Source organism: Virgibacillus senegalensis (assembly GCF_000821245.2).
Lineage (GTDB): Bacteria > Bacillota > Bacilli > Bacillales > Amphibacillaceae > Sediminibacillus > Sediminibacillus senegalensis.
In genome coordinates, this window is sequence record NZ_LN611423.1 from 120,463 (window position 1) to 135,639 (window position 15,177).

Sequence of the window (15,177 nt, forward strand, 5' to 3'; positions counted from 1 at the left end):
TGATGAACCTTGAACAAAAAAACTTCGGCAGAGAAAGATGTACGATTCAAAATCGCTAACAGGGAAGCACTCATTGGAATTGGTTTGGCTTTATTCAATTTCATCTGGTGGTTTGCCTTTGCCTACGGACTAGGAGGTAAAGATCCTTCTGACTATACATATGTTTTCGGATTGCCAGCATGGTTTTTCTACAGCTGTGTGGTAGGAGTCGTAGTGATGGCGGTACTGGTGTTTGTAGTCGTAAAGCGTTTCTTTACGGATGTATCCTTTGATGATGAGGTGTTTAAAGACTAATGAACTGGGAAGCAGCAATTACGTTATTTGGCTCCGTTGCCCTGATCTTTTTTATCGGGCTGACGGCGAGCCGAAAAGATGCAGTCGGTAAATCATTTGTTCAGGATTATTATCTGGGAGGTCGGAGTTTGGGTGGTTTCGTCCTTGCCATGACCATGACAGCTACCTACGGCAGTGCAAGCAGCTTCATTGGCGGCCCCGGCGTGGCTTATAACGAGGGATTGGGCTGGGTATTGTTGTCTGTTACCCAGGTGGCAACCGGATATTTCACGTTAATGATCTTAGGGAAGAAGTTTGCGATTGTTACACGCCAATACAAAGCGACGACCTTAGTTGACTTTTTAAAGGAGCGCTATCAGTCAAAAGTTGTTGTCATCCTGTCCGCTGTCAGTATCGTCGTTTTCCTATTTTCGGCAATGGCAGCACAGTGGATCGGCGGCGGACGCCTTATTGAATCCCTGACAGGTCTGTCTTATACATCGGCTTTATTCATTTTTGTCGTGACCGTTTTGATTTATGTGACATTCGGCGGTTTTCGTGCCGTCACGTTGACCGATGCCATCCAGGGAAGCATCATGTTTATCGGAACGCTGGTGCTATTAATAGCCGTTATCATTGCCGGCGGCGGCATTTCGGAAATCATGGCAGACCTGCAGGCGGAAAATCCCAATTTGGTTACTCCATTTGGTTCTGATGGGACATTAACCGCTCCTTACGTTTCCTCTTATTGGATTTTGGTCGGAGTCGGAGTGGTTGCTTTGCCGCAGATTGCCGTCCGGGCCATGTCTTACAAAAATACGAGGTCGTACCATCTGGCCTTGATGATCGGGACAATCGTCGTCGGGGTCATCATGCTGAACATGCACTTGATCGGAGTATTTGCCAGACCTATTTTGCCTGGCATTGAAGTTGGCGACAGAGTCATGCCGCTCATTGCCCTGGAAGTACTGCCTCCTTGGCTGGCAGGTATCGTCCTGGCCGCACCGTTGGCAGCAATCATGTCGACCGTAGACTCGCTGCTGTTGATTGTCAGCTCCACGATTGTCAAGGACGTCTATATCAATTACATAAAACCGGAAGCGTCCAGAAAAAAAGTACAACGAATGAGCATGGGCATTACTGCTTTGCTTGGCATCCTGGTTTTCCTGATGGCGGTAAATCCACCAGATTTGATCATTTGGCTGAACCTGTTTGCCATCGGCGGATTGGAAGCAGCATTCATTTGGCCAATCGTGATGGGGCTGTATTGGGAAAAGGGAAACAAATATGGGGCCATTGCTTCGATGCTGGCCGGTATCATTTCTTATATATTATTCCAGTCTTTTTATCCCGAGCCATTCGGAATGCATGCGGTGGTGACATCGATTTTACTGGCACTACTGGCCTATGTCGGATTTAGCTTGAGTATGAGACAGAGGCTTCTGGAACAATAAGTTTCACACATTTAGCCCCGGGTTACTCGACATTCCCCGGGGCTTTTTCTCTGTCATTCGATTTCCGATACGATGATGCCTGTGACCACTTTATCGATTGTAAATTCGATATTTGTTTTATTCTGCTTGTCAAAATAGCCAATCACATCGGCACCTGTATCGGTCCGTTCGTAATAATCACTCCCGAACATCTGAAAAACAGCTTGTTTAGACTTTCCAATCAAATCTCCAAGTTCTGAATGAAAATTGTTATTCGCCAGGAAAAACCGTTTTACTTTTCCATCAACCAGCTTGATATCCAAATCATAAAATTTCTCGTCTTCCCCGTATATGTAGTACGTGGATGGAGGCTCCTCCACTGTTTCTGTAAAATCAGGCTCTCCAAATACCTCTTCCACCTGCTTATCCGTCGAATTCAAAGTCAGTGAATGGATGGTGACGTCTGATAAATCGGTGCTTTTTGTTTCCTCGTAAAAATCCTTTTTCTCATTTGAGCCACATCCACTAACCAGGATGGAGCCGATCATTATAATCAATAAGAGCATGTTTACTTTTCGCATCTGTATGGCCTCTCGCTTTCGTCCTATTTATTTGACTCGTCAATCTTTTACTTCAAAAGAGATGCTGAGCTGACAAAAAAATCAGTTGTTTTCCTCCTCAAGTCACACTCCCCACCCTAAAGCAAAAACCCGGTGATCCGCTGTATCTAAGTCTGGCCTTCGCATTAACCCGCTTCTTTCTGCGACTTTTTGAGAAGCAGTATTAATCGGGCGAATTCTTGCCAGTACAGGTATGTCTGAAAGCTTCGTACGAGCCATATCCACTGCACACGCCGCTGTTTCTGACGCATAGCCTTTGCCCCATGCTTTAGGAGAAAAACGATAGTACAGATTTATAACATCCTCTCCCCGCCAGCTAATCCGTCGAACACCTGCGATGCCAATGACTTCCTTTTCATCTGGTAAAACCACTATCCAATAACCATAGCCATCTTCCAACCAATTACCCCGCCACTCTTCTATCATTTTAATTGCTTCTTTCTTTGACTTCATCGGCCCGGCTGGTCTATAGCGATTGGTTTCCGGATCACTTTCAATCGCGAATACATCCTCGGCATCTTCCAATCTTGGCTTTCGGAGCAGTAAGCGGTCTGTTTTCACCTGTTCTGGGAATGCGTATTTCACTCTATTTCTCCTCCCCTGTTTAGTGGATAAAACAATGTTGAACCCCAGCTTTTTTTATACAAAGGCATACCTTGTTGGGATGCTCCCAAGATACAACGACTATTGGACTTTTCCGTCATTCTGGTGAGCTAGTGAGAACAAAGCATTTTTGTCAGACTTTTTCTTGATAATGGGGATTTTGGAAGCTATAAATATATTATCAAGACAGCAGAGATTTCTTCCTTCCAGAAACGAAACCCTCCCGCGTCCCACCATTTGACCTTTTGATATAAGACATTGTACTCGTGTCCAGCCACTCTCCCCGTCCGCAAAGTCTTTATCAATATTTTATCTACAAGAAAAGCAGAGGACAAGAAGAGGCAATTCAAACGGTGGCGGAAAAGCTTCTGTGTAAAAAACGGCAAACCAAATATTTGACAAAAAATTCTATTTATGCTATAATTTACTTCTATATGACTTGAATGTATAATAAGATTCTCCTGGCCAGGGGAATCTTATTTTGTTTAAGGGAGACGGTCAATAAATGAACAAAGAAAAGTCCAGTCTAACTTCTCTTGTTTCTACATTCGCCCGTGTTTATCACAGTGAATACGACCAGCCAAAAGTATTTGATGACTTTGTCGCAAAGAACCTGATCACCCAAAAAGAATTCGCCGACATCCGGGAAAACATGATCAACGGGGTTCCTTTTTTCAATGAAAAAATAGCCCGACAGTTTCAAGACCAACCAGATGAAATATTAAAATGGATTACGCAAGTTCAACTTTCCCCTACTCCGCTCGCACGTGCAGCATATTGTGAAAGTGTATTGCTTCATGAAATCCGCTTAGGTGTTAAGCAGTATGTCATTCTTGGCGCCGGCATGGATACCTTTAGTTTACGACATCCCGAATTAAGGGAGCAGTTAAAAATATTCGAAGTGGACCACCCAGCAACACAAGCATTCAAAAGGGAACGGATGACACAGTCGGACGATGAAGTGCCGGCCAACCTTTCTTTTATCCCGATGGATTTCACCAGAGGATTTACGGAGCAGCCGCTAGTGGAAGCAGGTTTTTCTCCCAGCAACAAAACATTCTTCAGTCTTTTAGGTGTGTCCTATTATTTGACGAAAGAAGAAAATGCCAATTTATTGAAGAAACTTTTTGCCAAAGTGCCTTCGGGCAGTTCGATTGTTTTTGATTACCCAGACGATACACTTTTTGATGAAAAAGGAATATCGAACAGGGTGCAACATATGGTGCAAATGGCAGCAGCAAGCGGTGAACCAATGAAATCCAGTTTCTCTTTTAACGAAATGGAGAAAATGTTAGAGGATGCAGGATTACTTATTTATGAACATTTATCACCGGAGACAATCCAGAAGCGATTTTTCTTGAACCGTTCCGACTATTTAACTGCGTTTGAGACGGTACACTACATTCATGCGGTCAAAAAATAAGCAATTCTGTCAAACGAACATCCCGAGGGGGGGATGTTCGTTTTCTTGGTTGGTTAGGTACTCCAGGCAGTATTACATCACCAAAATATGGAAGCCTTTGTAAGTGGTTTTTCATTTCCTCTATAGGAAACAACAGCAGGAAGAAAAAACGCTATACCTGCAGCAATCATTTGGATTGGTCCGCCGAAAAAGAAAATGGTATGAACGTCGAATACATCCAAGAGCCAGCCGCTCAGCGCCTGCGTCAATGGCGTCACGCCTTGGGCAACCACCAAGATGATGCTATATACTCTGCCTAGAAGAGCAGTGCCGACAAGCGGGAAAATTCCTCCACATCTTTCCTGCACATTTCCAGTCCTTTTTCCCAAAAAGTCTCAGATGTAATATCTTCTCCAAGATGTTTCGCTGCTAATTGTTCTGCAGACATTTTGCCTGAATCGCGCAATAATGCTAGATAAGCTTGCTCGAATGCCTCCCCATTTTCCTTTGCTTTAGCATAGATGCCAAGGGAAAACAAATAACCGAATGTATATGGAAAGTTATAAAACGGCGAATTCGTAATATAAAAATGCGGTGTCCAAATCCATGAATGGACAGAACCGCCTTCAAGAGAGCCCTGATAGCCTTTATCCATCGCTTCTTCCATCAGCTCATTTAGACGGCTAGCTGGAACGGTCCCCTTTTTTCGCTCTTGATAGAATTTTTTCTCAAATAAAAAACGGGAATGAACATTCATAAAGTTCATGGCACTTCGTTTTAACTTTTCATCTAGTAAAAATAGCTTCTCTTCTCTTGAATCAGCAGCTTCAATGGCTGCATCCAATATAACCATTTCGGCAAAAGTCGAAGCAGTTTCCGCAACACTCATCGGGTATTGTTTATTCATCCCTTGAACCTGTTTCATGGCATGGTTATGGAAAGCATGACCTAATTCATGGGTGAGTGTCAAAACATCCTTGAAGGTTCCACCATAAGTCATGAAGACTCTGGATTCTCCTGTAAGCGGGAAGCCGGCACAAAATACAACAATGGACTTGCTTGGACGGTTTTCTGCTTCTACCCACCCTTTTTCAAATGCTCCGTGTACAAAGCGTTCTAATTCAGGGCCGGATTTTCCAAAATGCTTCATAATAAAATCAACGGCCTCTTGATAGGAGACCTTCTTCTTGCTTTCTGATATAGGAGCCCAGAAATCAGATACTTCTAGTTGCTAAGCTCTTTTTGATGTATGATTTTCAGCCAAAATTTATCCTCTATTGCTGCCAGGTTATTTTGCATCTTTAGCTTGATAGATTCGAAACGTACGTTTTATGTACTCTATATCCCCTTGAAGAGAATTGGCGGTCTGTTCTTTCGGATTTTGAGCCAATATGCATGTGATAAAGGATTTGGCTTGTGACAAATATTCCCATACATGACTAACCTGATCCATCAGCTCTAGAATCCGGCCACTCATGTATCTGGTTCTGAAGGAGTGAAACCCTCCAAGTCGTTTTCAAGTATCGCTAGTTTATTTCTTAACTTTTCTATGTGATCTTGAAACGGACGTGAATGACTTCCGCCCTTGAACAGGGTATCTATGTTCCATACTTCCCGGTACTTCACGTCTTCCATTTCTCCACCTCCTACTTATTTTTTATCCAGAATAAAATCCCTACCGGAATGCTTCTCCTGAAACGATATGCCAATGAAGGTGTTTGGAATCCTGGTATTCTCCCAAATTGGTAATTACTCTACAGGCACCATGTTCTTCTGTCACTATCGCAGCTACTTTCCTGATGACATGAAGGAGTTCCAGCAATAATTCATTATCCTCTTCCTCCAAGGTAATCAATGAGGAAACATGTTTCTTCGGTATGGCAACAATATGTACTGGCCAAAATGGCTTGGTATGATAATAAGCTAACACGTTATTCGTTTCCAGCACCTTTTCAACTTCTGTTTTTCCACTTAGAACCTCGTCACAATAAAAATCCTCTGTCATGGCATCCCTCTCCTTTTCGCTTCGATTTAAGAAACGTCCTCGTCTTTCTCAGGTGGCCGTTTTGTCACATAGGTTCCAGCTATAAAATCATGAATCGCACGTTTGTCCTCCCTAATCCCCACCATAAAGACACTGACAATCAATCCAATTCCAAATGTCAGCGCATAGAAAACACCAGCAACGATATCACGTAATAACATGGTGCCGATTCCGATTTTTCTTTCATCGATTCTTACAATACGGTTTCCTGTCATCCTTCTTCCCAAGGTGTATCCATGCCAGACCACAGGTAAGATCAAACCATAAAAAAGTCCTGCTAAATCAATAAGCTGTATTCCATTCCCATTGATAAATTCTCCGTACAAGAGATAGAAGATAAGCCCGGTCCCTAAGGAAATAATAACGGAATCCAATATTCTTGCTAAAATTCTATTTCCCAGTCCTGCTGGTTCTCTGATGTCCATAAGAAATTCTCCCTTTTTAATACAAAAGTCTTCTTCCTTTCCTTATTTTATCATTTTCCAAACATTTCTAAAATTCTCTTTTTTGATTGGAAGGAACATGATACTTTTATAGCAGAGAGAATTATAACCAAAATATGTTAAAATGGTTAAAAGTTAAAGGAGGGTACTAGATGAAAAAAATAGTTGCACTTTTTATTTTGATAGCAGTCCTGTCTACTGTAGTTCTTTCCTGGCCCACGATAAGAAAAAATTACTTTCCCGAAAAAGAAGCAGAACATATGATAAATAAATACTATCAATCCCTTATCAACGAAGAATATAAAGAAGCATTTGATGTTTTATTTTTATACGATGGCGAAAATAACCATAACGAAAATTTTTCGTTTGAGACAACGTTAACTAAGTCGCAAGCAAAAGAGTTTTACATGGAAAAGATAGCGTTTTTAAAAGACCAGGATTACACGATAAAGGATTATGATATTACAGATGTAGAGTATTCAGATGGGCATACGTTTTGGCACCATTTGATGTTGGAAGTAGAGGTGAATGGAGCGAAGCAGAAATTTCACGAAACCGCTCACTTACGGGAAGAAAAGTTATTGATTGGAGAAAAGGAGGATCCATACGCTCAGTTTAGAAACGGGAAGATGAAAGTAAGGCTCGAAAAGCCTGAAGAATATGCAGGATTTTAATTCCCAAAAAACCCTTATCTTCTAGCGGAAGAGGACTAGACGTCCCTCGCTTATCGGCTTTCATCCTAATTAATTATCAACATACTCTTTTCCTTCCACTGTCTGGGGTTGCAAATTAAGGATTACAATCCCTATTTGATTTTATCCAGGAGCTGTGCTGTTGAAAGGACTGTTGCAAATTCATTATGTAAGGTAGCAAGCGAGACATTGTAAATAGTCTCCGCATCATAATAGACATTATTTTGATCTGTTAACCCAAAGGCTGCTGTTGCATCTGAGACAAGGTAGGTATCGAAACCTAAATTACCACTCATCCTTGTAGTAGTGGAAACACAATGCGGAGTGGTAAGTCCTGTTATGATAACGGTAGAAATGTCATTCCGTTTCAGCGTCTCTTCCAGATCCGTACCAATAAAGCTGCTGTTTACTTTCTTTGTGATGACCTTTTCCCCATTCTCCGGCTGCACGGACTCTTTTATGGCAAACCCTTTGTTGCCAGGATAAAATAGCGAATCGGGATTATCTGAGGTGTGTTGAACGTGGATGACCTTCCATCCCTTTTCTCTCCATACACTTAGGATTCTGCGAATATTTTCTTCGGCTTGCGGATTGTTCCTCACTCCCCATTTTTTATCTTCAAATGCTTCTTGAACATCTATGATGATTAATGCTGTGTTTTTATTCATCTGTTTTTCCTTTACTCCCTTTTTTGTCCAGGTACACTTTTGCTATGCCAATGAACAAAAAGCACACTATAGACATCATTAAAAACGTTGTTGTCAAAAAACCTGATAGATCCACGGCACCCGCCCCCTTTCATTGATCTTCGCCGGTTCACTAGTCTGGTCAGTCCAAAGCCTTCCTTACCGCTTCCCTTGCATGAATAATTGTCGTGTCAAATAACGGAACATCTGCATCTTCGGGTTTAACTAATAAGCCTATTTCGGTACATCCTAAAATGATTCCTTCTGCGCCATTTTTCACTAAATGGCGAATAACCTGTTTGTAATATTCCTTTGAGGAAGAGGCAATCTCACCCAAACATAACTCTTCATATATAATACTGTTCACCTTAGTCCGTTCGTCTTCATCCGGAACTACAACGTTGATACCGTTCGATTCCAATCTCGCCTTATAAAAATCCTGTTCCATCGTATACTTTGTTCCGAGCAGTCCGACTGTTTTCATACGGGCAGTGTGAATTTGGGCTGCCGTGGCATCAGCGATATGCAAAATAGGTATTTCCACTTTGTCTTCTATGTAATCAATCACTTTGTGCATCGTGTTGGTGCAAATCACGATAAAGTCCGTGCCCGCTTTCTCAAGAGAAAATCCGACTTCACCTAAATGCTTTCCAGCACTTTCCCAATCGCCTTCCGCTTGATAACGTTCAATCTCCTCAAAGTCCACACTATACAACAGACATTTAGCCGAATGTAAACCGCCTAACTTGTTTTTCACTTCTTCATTGATAATTCGGTAATACTCTACGGAAGATTCCCAGCTCATGCCACCTATAAGTCCGATCGTTTTCAAATTTTATCCCTCCATGTCTGGATTGCGATTTTACAAATCCCTCTTTTTAAGCAGGGAAATAATTTCTTCATTTTGTTTAACTTGAATATCACTATTTACTTTTATCAGGCGTACCCATCTAATTAAAAAGGCTAATATGATAATCGGTAAAAATGTAAATAATCCAGAGAGAAACAGTTCCATTATTACTCACCCCAATATCCTTGATATTTTGGCTAAATATTCTTTTAGCAAGTAAGCTTTTTATGTATAGCAACAACTCTAGTAATGAAACTACTACTTCACTGTGTGGATTTTTCAAATGAATGTCAAGTCCGTTTAACAATTACTTCTCCTTCTCGGTCTTGTTCATTATCCCAATGGATTTGCATTTCAAAAGTACCTTCTTCAAACAGATAAGGAAAACTCAACTTCGTTGCGACCTGCATGGGAAGTTTCAGGGCCTTGTCTATTTGTATCCAAGTCGGTTCTCCCTCTGGTGGATTTTCTAACAGTTCGCCGCTGAAGTCTTCCGTTATGTAATTAAAAATAATATAACGATCGCTATTTTCTTCATTCACAAATTCATAGAGACCTTTGTAGACCAGATTTCTCACCGTTAGTCCAGTCTCCTCCTTCACCTCACGAATGGCGCCTTCCACAAAACTTTCCGGAAACTCCACTTTTCCACCAGGAGGAATATATCCTTTTAATTCATCATGCTGCCTATTTAGCAGCAATACTCTGTTTTTATCTTTTATCAAACAGGTGGTCCAAAATTTATAATTAATATTTCCGTTCACTTATTATCCCCTCCCCCTTTAGATGGTCAGATACTTCTATCATTTATTATTCTATTTATCGTTTTCTATTATTTTACATATCCACTAGTCTAATCATTGCAAAATCATCAACTTTTGGCAATACTTTTATGAGAAGTAGCAGAACCGACTTCAATAGTTCCTTTAAATTTAATCATTCCTAATTAAAAACCACTAACTTGCCAGTATGTTAGTGGTTTTGTTGTATATTCTTTTTTCCTATTCCTTACTATTCCCGCTCTTCTTCCCAGTCGGCCTCTGGGTTCTTTCGCTTAGAAGCAGTTGCTTGATCTCCCGCATTTCCGCTTTCAGTTCCTGGTTATCTTTCGATAGCATTGCCAGCTGATCCTGATGCAAATTCTCACCTTCCTGACTGAGGAAGTCTACAATCACTGCTACTACCAGGTTGAGGATTACCAAGGCGCCAATCACGATAAAGGATATAAAGTAGACCCAGGCCCAGGGGATTTCGTTGATTACCGGCCGTGCAACCTGGCTTGCCCACGATTCAAATGTGACCACTTGCGTCAGGGTGAACAGGGAAGCATGGAAACTGCCAAAGTATTCAGCCGGCAAGACATCCCTGAAACAGGTGGTTCCGATAATCGCGTAGATGGAAAAAATCAATACCGTCAAACCCAGTATTCCTGTTAAAGCGGGGATTGACCGCATCAAAGAGTCGACGATTTTTCGTAACGCAGGAACGGCCGGTATCATTCTTAACAGACGCAGGACTCGTACCAGCCGTACAACCGTGACAAACGGGGCTGTATAAAAAATCAAGCTTGCAGCCACGATTAAAAAGTCGAAGACATTCCAATTATCCGAGAAATATCTTTTAACACCGAGTCCAACCAATTTGATCACCATTTCCGCCACAAATATCCAAATAATAATCCGATCCAACAGTTGGAGCATTCGATTGCCCACAAAGTAGGTTTCGCCAATGATTACCAATCCATTTAATACGATGATCGCAATGATAATTGCTTGAAAATATTTATTTTCTACTATCTCCCCGAGTTTATTTCGGGGAATGTGCTGCTGATCTGTGTTTGCTGACATGCTGCCTCCCTCACATACCTCTGTTTTTGTCTTGTTCATCGGTTGTTTCTTCTTCGCATTATATCAGAATTGTGTGTTCCATATTACCTGGAAGGGCTTGAGCTGATGAATTTTATGGAATCAGCAGAAAAGAGACGCTCCATCAGAATTCCATTGAATTACGGAAACTCGAACGAGCGCTTTTTTTACCAAAACCATGATTTCAGCTTTATATTTTCATAGATATCCTTGTAAAGATTGTTGATTTCCGTAAGATCGGATTGATTCTTCTCAAATCGCCGGATCAGTGCCTGGTTCGCTTTCCCGTCAAAATTATGTTCTAGTTTACCAATGATATCCCTGTGTTTTTCAGAAAGAGGCTGGACCTTATAACATCGGGCAAGGTATTGCTTGTAGAACTCCACTTTTGCTTCCAAATCGCTTTTGATGCGGTTCTTCAACTCATTCTCTTGCCTTTTCGTTTCTAAATAATTTTCCCACCAGTCCGCTATATTCGTTTCTTTCATTGCATCCACCACTTTTCTTCTTGTATTGCATTATTGGATTTTTAACCATTGGGCTAGCAGCTGATCCACCTGGGTAAAATCCTTGCTCATTTTTTCCATGTTATAAGCAATATCCCCTTTGTCCAAATGGGACCTTTGAAGTTTTGCCAGCAGGTCTTCCAATTCATCGATTTCAAGTAACATCGGTATTCCTTCTGGTCCAATCTCTGTCAAATCACGAAAGGCTTCTTCCACGTGGGAAGAGTTCAACTTATCATATTCACCATAGCCAACCATATTTATGTACTTACTCTTCAACTCTGTCATGGTTGCCAGGTAGTCGTCGAGAAAATGTGTCACAGCCTTTCTTGTCACTGCTATTTGGTGCTCACTGTCCTTCAGCTCTGTCACGTAACTATCCATTAAACTCGCCTGGATACGGATAGGAAAGTCCGAAACACCACTATTTTTCAGAGCTAAAGGCGACATCGTTAATTGGTCTTGAATCTTTTCATCATATAAGAGACTTGGCAGAAAATAGCCGTTTTCATCATACATGCTGTTGTCCATATAATTCTTGATGCCATGGCTAGATAACCCCCAGACGCCAGGCGCAGGATCCCCCATATAATAAACGGAACCAACGGAATTTTTATAATAGGTCCCTACAGAATCATCAGGGTAGGTGTAAGAAATGATGTTATCTTTAAATTCTCCATTTAGTGCTCGTTTTTGATTTTCATCGGACAGTAAATCAAAAACATCCGCAGCAGCGAAGGTAATGGCATGGGAATCATACTTCACCGCATAGTATTGAGCAAGCCCGCCGCCTAACGAGTGGCCGACAAAGGTAATGTTGTTGGCACCAAATTGCTTTACATACTTATTTACGATGGTGTCCGCTTCGGTAAATTGGTTTTTGTTGGTGTATGTGATGGATTTATCATGGGGATTTAACTTAGCTGTACCAGCAAGAAGCGCAGCATCTTGTGAGGGGCTTGCTATATAAGGTGTTTTTCGATATTCCTTTTTGCTATAATTGGAATTACCAAGGACGATACCTTCCACATCTTCTTTCACATCTTTTGCGAATTCAGAAAAGTCCGTGTCTTTCGTTTCATAAACCAGGTTGCCATCTTTTAACTTCGCCCCTCCGCCAGCTCCTGCCAACCTTGCATCCTGTGAGGGGGAACCAACATATTTTTGTTCGACTTGTTTCGTGGTAGTGGTCGGAAGTTCTGTTCCACGGAAACTGATAACTACCTCTTCTGTCTCGGGATTTTGCAGGACGTAACCGTGAAGGCCGGTGTCTTTGTCAGTGATGGTTTCGATGGTTTTCCATTTAACTTTTTTTCCATTGACTATGTGTTTGATTTCTTCCTTGTTATCTTTGTATGTTTCGTTTGAAATAAAACTTGCTTCTAAATCGGAGATATGTAGAACCATAGAAGTTCTCCTTTCTCTATTATTCTCCTTATAAAGAGGTGGTATTATGAAAATTTTCCATAGATTTATAATTTTTTCCACTATTATTATACTATTGGGGGGGTGCAATGTGAACTTAAACGAGAATAATTTTGACGAGAAAACAATTTTAAAAATGGAAGAAACCGCTAAAAGTTATATTGTAAACAACTATAAAGGTGTTGAATCAATAACATTTGAAGAACCCTATCAGAGCCCCATGGGAGCTTTTACGATTGATGGTAAGGTAAATAGTAAAGGTGGTTTTTCCATAACATTTAATGATGATTTTACAGTAGCCGGAATTAGTTTAGAAGAAGGCTTCCCCGAAGAAAAAGAAGAGTGCGTAAAAAAAGTTTGTGATTATTAAAACAGGTAGGTTTTAAAAGTGTGGAAGTTTCTGTTTACTGTAATGTTGATCATTTCCATTATTCTTACTGGTTGCAATGTTGATTCAACCAACCAACTATATAATGAGGAAACAAAGGAAAAAGCTATAGAAGCTGTCGAGAAGTATTTACAAAATAATTTCGTGGGAATCACCTCTGTGCAAGTCACTGACATTTATCAAAGTCCGATGGGTGGATTAACCGTTGATGGCAATGTTAACGATGGAGAGGCAGATTTTTCTGCAGGGGTTGAAAGTGACTATACTATAGGGAGTATAGGAGTAAGTAAAGAGTTTCCTGAAAGGAAAGAAGAATGTAAAGAAAATACTTGTGGTGATTAATTGAAAAAGGATTGGTATTCCTTATGCGTGAAATTACTTTCATCATTTTGTTGATACTCCTAACCCTGGCAGGTTGTAATGTGAATACGAATACCTTTGATGAGCAAACGATTATTCAAGCAAAGGAAACAGCTGAAAGCTACCTTAGAAATAATTTTGAAAGCATTCATACGATAATGTTTAGCGAGGATTATAGTAACCCGATGGGGGGCTTAATGATTCGCGGCACTGTCAATGGAAAAGCGGGTTTCTCTGCAAGTGTCGACCCAAAAGAATTTACGGTGAATAGCCTTGGGGAAAAAGAAGGCTTTCCTAAAGTAAAAGATGAATGCAAAGAAAAGGTTTGTGATTATTAATTAGAACTAGCGTTTTATCCCTTCCACGTTAATTCCTCACTTATGTTAGCACTCCATTCCCCTGCATGTATTTTATAATATTTGAAGTCTTAAGCAATATAAAAGGTTCTACGTCAAATGTTGGGGTGGGAGAAATTTGCTCCTACTCCTTAACCCACTTGAAAGCCCCTGAATTCCTTCAGTTGATGATGTAATAACACTTTCGTTCTTAAGCGATCGTAACGACGAAACCCAAAAGCATTCCGTTTGATGACTTTCGTTTGGTTGTTCAATCCTTCAATAAACCCATTGCTATAATCGAGCGCAAAGCTATTCAGAATCTCTGTCTGCCAATTCTTCAAGGTGCCAATCGCTTGTAGATATTCTTCCATACCACTTTGCTTCACTCGGTCATAATACTGATACAATCGTTGTTTTACATAGCCAATATCGGTTTTCCCCATTGCTTTTGCCTCTTCAAACCAGCTGCGAAAAGCCTCTTTCAGCTTATAGGCGACTCGTAGTTCATCCGATAGATCGAGGTATCGGTTCAGATACCAGCGCTGCTTCTCGGTTAGTTCCTCCTGCTTCTTGTAAAAGATATGTTTCATCCGTTTACACTTTTTCCGGTCGTATTCATGGAAGTTCTTTTGGACTCGCCTGCGCACCTTTTCCAAAGCCCAATAAATATACCGACAAAAATGGAAACGATCGGCCACAATGATGGGGCTTCCCACCGCCTTCCGGACAGCTGACTTAAAACTATAGCTCATGTCCATGATGACCTTCCGGACATTACCCCCTTTTTCCCGAAGGTACTGCTTGACGGTTTTGACGGATCGATCAGGCAGGATATCTATTGGATTTCCGGTCTCTCCATCGCCAATGATGACCTGGTATTTCCCCGCATTGGTATCGCCTTTATATTCATCAATCGCAATCACTTCTGGAAGCTCTTCCACCTCTTGAAGTTCTGGTGTGGCCACCTGATCGAACCGGCGAATGGCTGTAGCTTGTGAGGTACGGAACTGCGCAGCGGTATCCTTGAAGTTCATCCCCTGGATCACCCGAAGGCCAAGTGCCTGGTTCCACTCTCTTGAATGACGCTGATAACGGTCCACCATCGGATTGGCTTCTGCGAATCGTTTACCACAGGAACAGGCATAGCGTCGTTTGCGGTAAAACAAATAGGTGGTTCGTTCAAATACCTTCAAGTGCTGGATTTTCTGTATTCGGTAATCATGAACGCGGGAAGTCTGGTTACCACACG

Annotated in this window: 20 protein-coding genes and 1 pseudogene; 7 read left to right on the forward strand and 14 right to left on the reverse strand. The window is 41.3% G+C overall.

The genetic code is table 11. From position 1 onward, the window contains the following. Positions 1–9 precede the first annotated feature (9 nt). Both BN1067_RS01985 and panF read left to right on the forward strand, forming a co-directional pair. Positions 10–294 (forward strand): YhdT family protein, encoded by a 285-nt coding sequence (locus BN1067_RS01985; RefSeq protein ID WP_053217254.1) that lies wholly within the window; start codon positions 10–12, stop codon positions 292–294. Continuing rightward, on the forward strand, positions 294–1,727 hold the full coding sequence (gene panF / locus BN1067_RS01990) for a sodium/pantothenate symporter (RefSeq protein WP_053217255.1): 1,434 nt from the start codon (positions 294–296) through the stop codon (positions 1,725–1,727). The genes BN1067_RS01985 and panF overlap by 1 nt, the downstream gene beginning before the upstream one ends. 53 nt (positions 1,728–1,780) lie before the next feature. On the opposite strand, the gene BN1067_RS01995 is transcribed toward panF, so the two are convergent. Both BN1067_RS01995 and BN1067_RS02000 read right to left on the reverse strand, forming a co-directional pair. Then, positions 1,781–2,287 (reverse strand): hypothetical protein, encoded by a 507-nt coding sequence (locus BN1067_RS01995; protein ID WP_053217256.1) that lies wholly within the window; start codon positions 2,285–2,287, stop codon positions 1,781–1,783. A gap of 102 nt (positions 2,288–2,389) precedes the next feature. Beyond that, positions 2,390–2,911: a GNAT family N-acetyltransferase gene (locus tag BN1067_RS02000; RefSeq protein WP_053217257.1), complete on the reverse strand. Its 522-nt coding sequence runs from the start codon at positions 2,909–2,911 to the stop codon at positions 2,390–2,392. 523 nt (positions 2,912–3,434) lie between these two features. On the opposite strand from BN1067_RS02000, the gene BN1067_RS02005 reads away from it, so the two are divergent. Then, on the forward strand, positions 3,435–4,352 hold the full coding sequence (locus tag BN1067_RS02005; RefSeq protein ID WP_053217258.1) for a class I SAM-dependent methyltransferase: 918 nt from the start codon (positions 3,435–3,437) through the stop codon (positions 4,350–4,352). A 77-nt stretch (positions 4,353–4,429) separates the two neighbouring features. Here the strand turns inward: BN1067_RS02005 and BN1067_RS02010 are convergent, their stop codons facing one another. The 5 genes from BN1067_RS02010 to BN1067_RS02025 form a co-directional block, all read right to left on the reverse strand. Then, positions 4,430–4,609 (reverse strand): hypothetical protein, encoded by a 180-nt coding sequence (locus BN1067_RS02010; protein WP_053217259.1) that lies wholly within the window; start codon positions 4,607–4,609, stop codon positions 4,430–4,432. Between the two features lie 38 nt (positions 4,610–4,647). Further along, the gene (locus BN1067_RS19725; protein ID WP_053217260.1) at positions 4,648–5,481 is read right to left on the reverse strand and encodes a M3 family metallopeptidase; all 834 of its coding nucleotides are present in this window, start codon (positions 5,479–5,481) and stop codon (positions 4,648–4,650) included. A 323-nt stretch (positions 5,482–5,804) separates the two neighbouring features. Continuing rightward, positions 5,805–5,966: a hypothetical protein gene (locus tag BN1067_RS19730; RefSeq protein WP_199868452.1), complete on the reverse strand. Its 162-nt coding sequence runs from the start codon at positions 5,964–5,966 to the stop codon at positions 5,805–5,807. 40 nt (positions 5,967–6,006) lie between these two features. After that, positions 6,007–6,336, reverse strand: a complete 330-nt coding sequence (locus tag BN1067_RS02020; protein WP_053217262.1) for an HIT domain-containing protein — start codon at positions 6,334–6,336, stop codon at positions 6,007–6,009. 26 nt (positions 6,337–6,362) lie between these two features. After that, positions 6,363–6,800: an RDD family protein gene (locus tag BN1067_RS02025; RefSeq protein ID WP_053217263.1), complete on the reverse strand. Its 438-nt coding sequence runs from the start codon at positions 6,798–6,800 to the stop codon at positions 6,363–6,365. Positions 6,801–6,970: 170 nt separating this feature from the next. On the opposite strand from BN1067_RS02025, the gene BN1067_RS02030 reads away from it, so the two are divergent. After that, positions 6,971–7,492, forward strand: a complete 522-nt coding sequence (locus BN1067_RS02030) for a hypothetical protein (protein ID WP_053217264.1) — start codon at positions 6,971–6,973, stop codon at positions 7,490–7,492. A gap of 131 nt (positions 7,493–7,623) precedes the next feature. Here BN1067_RS02030 and BN1067_RS02035 read toward each other — a convergent pair whose 3' ends face one another. From BN1067_RS02035 to BN1067_RS02060, 6 genes are all read right to left on the reverse strand, one after another. After that, positions 7,624–8,178 carry a cysteine hydrolase family protein gene (locus BN1067_RS02035; protein ID WP_053217265.1) on the reverse strand — a complete coding sequence of 185 codons (555 nt, stop codon included), beginning with the start codon at positions 8,176–8,178 and terminating at the stop codon, positions 7,624–7,626. A gap of 160 nt (positions 8,179–8,338) precedes the next feature. After that, the gene (locus tag BN1067_RS02040) at positions 8,339–9,028 is read right to left on the reverse strand and encodes an aspartate/glutamate racemase family protein (RefSeq protein WP_053217266.1); all 690 of its coding nucleotides are present in this window, start codon (positions 9,026–9,028) and stop codon (positions 8,339–8,341) included. Positions 9,029–9,336: 308 nt separating this feature from the next. Beyond that, positions 9,337–9,810 (reverse strand): 8-oxo-dGTP diphosphatase, encoded by a 474-nt coding sequence (locus BN1067_RS02045; protein WP_053217267.1) that lies wholly within the window; start codon positions 9,808–9,810, stop codon positions 9,337–9,339. Between the two features lie 237 nt (positions 9,811–10,047). Beyond that, positions 10,048–10,932 carry an ion transporter gene (locus tag BN1067_RS02050; protein ID WP_234400604.1) on the reverse strand — a complete coding sequence of 295 codons (885 nt, stop codon included), beginning with the start codon at positions 10,930–10,932 and terminating at the stop codon, positions 10,048–10,050. 146 nt (positions 10,933–11,078) lie between these two features. Next, entirely contained in the window at positions 11,079–11,399 is a 321-nt protein-coding gene (locus tag BN1067_RS02055; protein WP_110943264.1) for a hypothetical protein, read from the reverse strand. Positions 11,400–11,429: 30 nt separating this feature from the next. Continuing rightward, positions 11,430–12,824 carry an alpha/beta fold hydrolase gene (locus tag BN1067_RS02060; protein WP_053217269.1) on the reverse strand — a complete coding sequence of 465 codons (1,395 nt, stop codon included), beginning with the start codon at positions 12,822–12,824 and terminating at the stop codon, positions 11,430–11,432. Between the two features lie 109 nt (positions 12,825–12,933). On the opposite strand from BN1067_RS02060, the gene BN1067_RS02065 reads away from it, so the two are divergent. Genes BN1067_RS02065 through BN1067_RS02075 form a run of 3 tightly spaced genes read left to right on the forward strand, consistent with a single transcriptional unit; the run spans position 12,934 to position 13,928 of the window. Next, complete coding sequence (locus tag BN1067_RS02065) at positions 12,934–13,212, forward strand: DUF1433 domain-containing protein (RefSeq protein ID WP_175486824.1); 279 nt, start codon at positions 12,934–12,936, stop codon at positions 13,210–13,212. An 18-nt stretch (positions 13,213–13,230) separates the two neighbouring features. Next, the gene (locus BN1067_RS02070; protein WP_053217271.1) at positions 13,231–13,572 is read left to right on the forward strand and encodes a DUF1433 domain-containing protein; all 342 of its coding nucleotides are present in this window, start codon (positions 13,231–13,233) and stop codon (positions 13,570–13,572) included. A 23-nt stretch (positions 13,573–13,595) separates the two neighbouring features. Next, positions 13,596–13,928, forward strand: a complete 333-nt coding sequence (locus BN1067_RS02075) for a DUF1433 domain-containing protein (RefSeq protein WP_053217272.1) — start codon at positions 13,596–13,598, stop codon at positions 13,926–13,928. Positions 13,929–14,077: 149 nt separating this feature from the next. On the opposite strand, the pseudogene BN1067_RS02080 reads toward BN1067_RS02075, so the two are convergent. Next, positions 14,078–15,163, reverse strand: a pseudogene (locus BN1067_RS02080) (ISL3 family transposase); the annotation flags it as partial. Between the last annotated feature and the right edge of the window lie 14 nt (positions 15,164–15,177).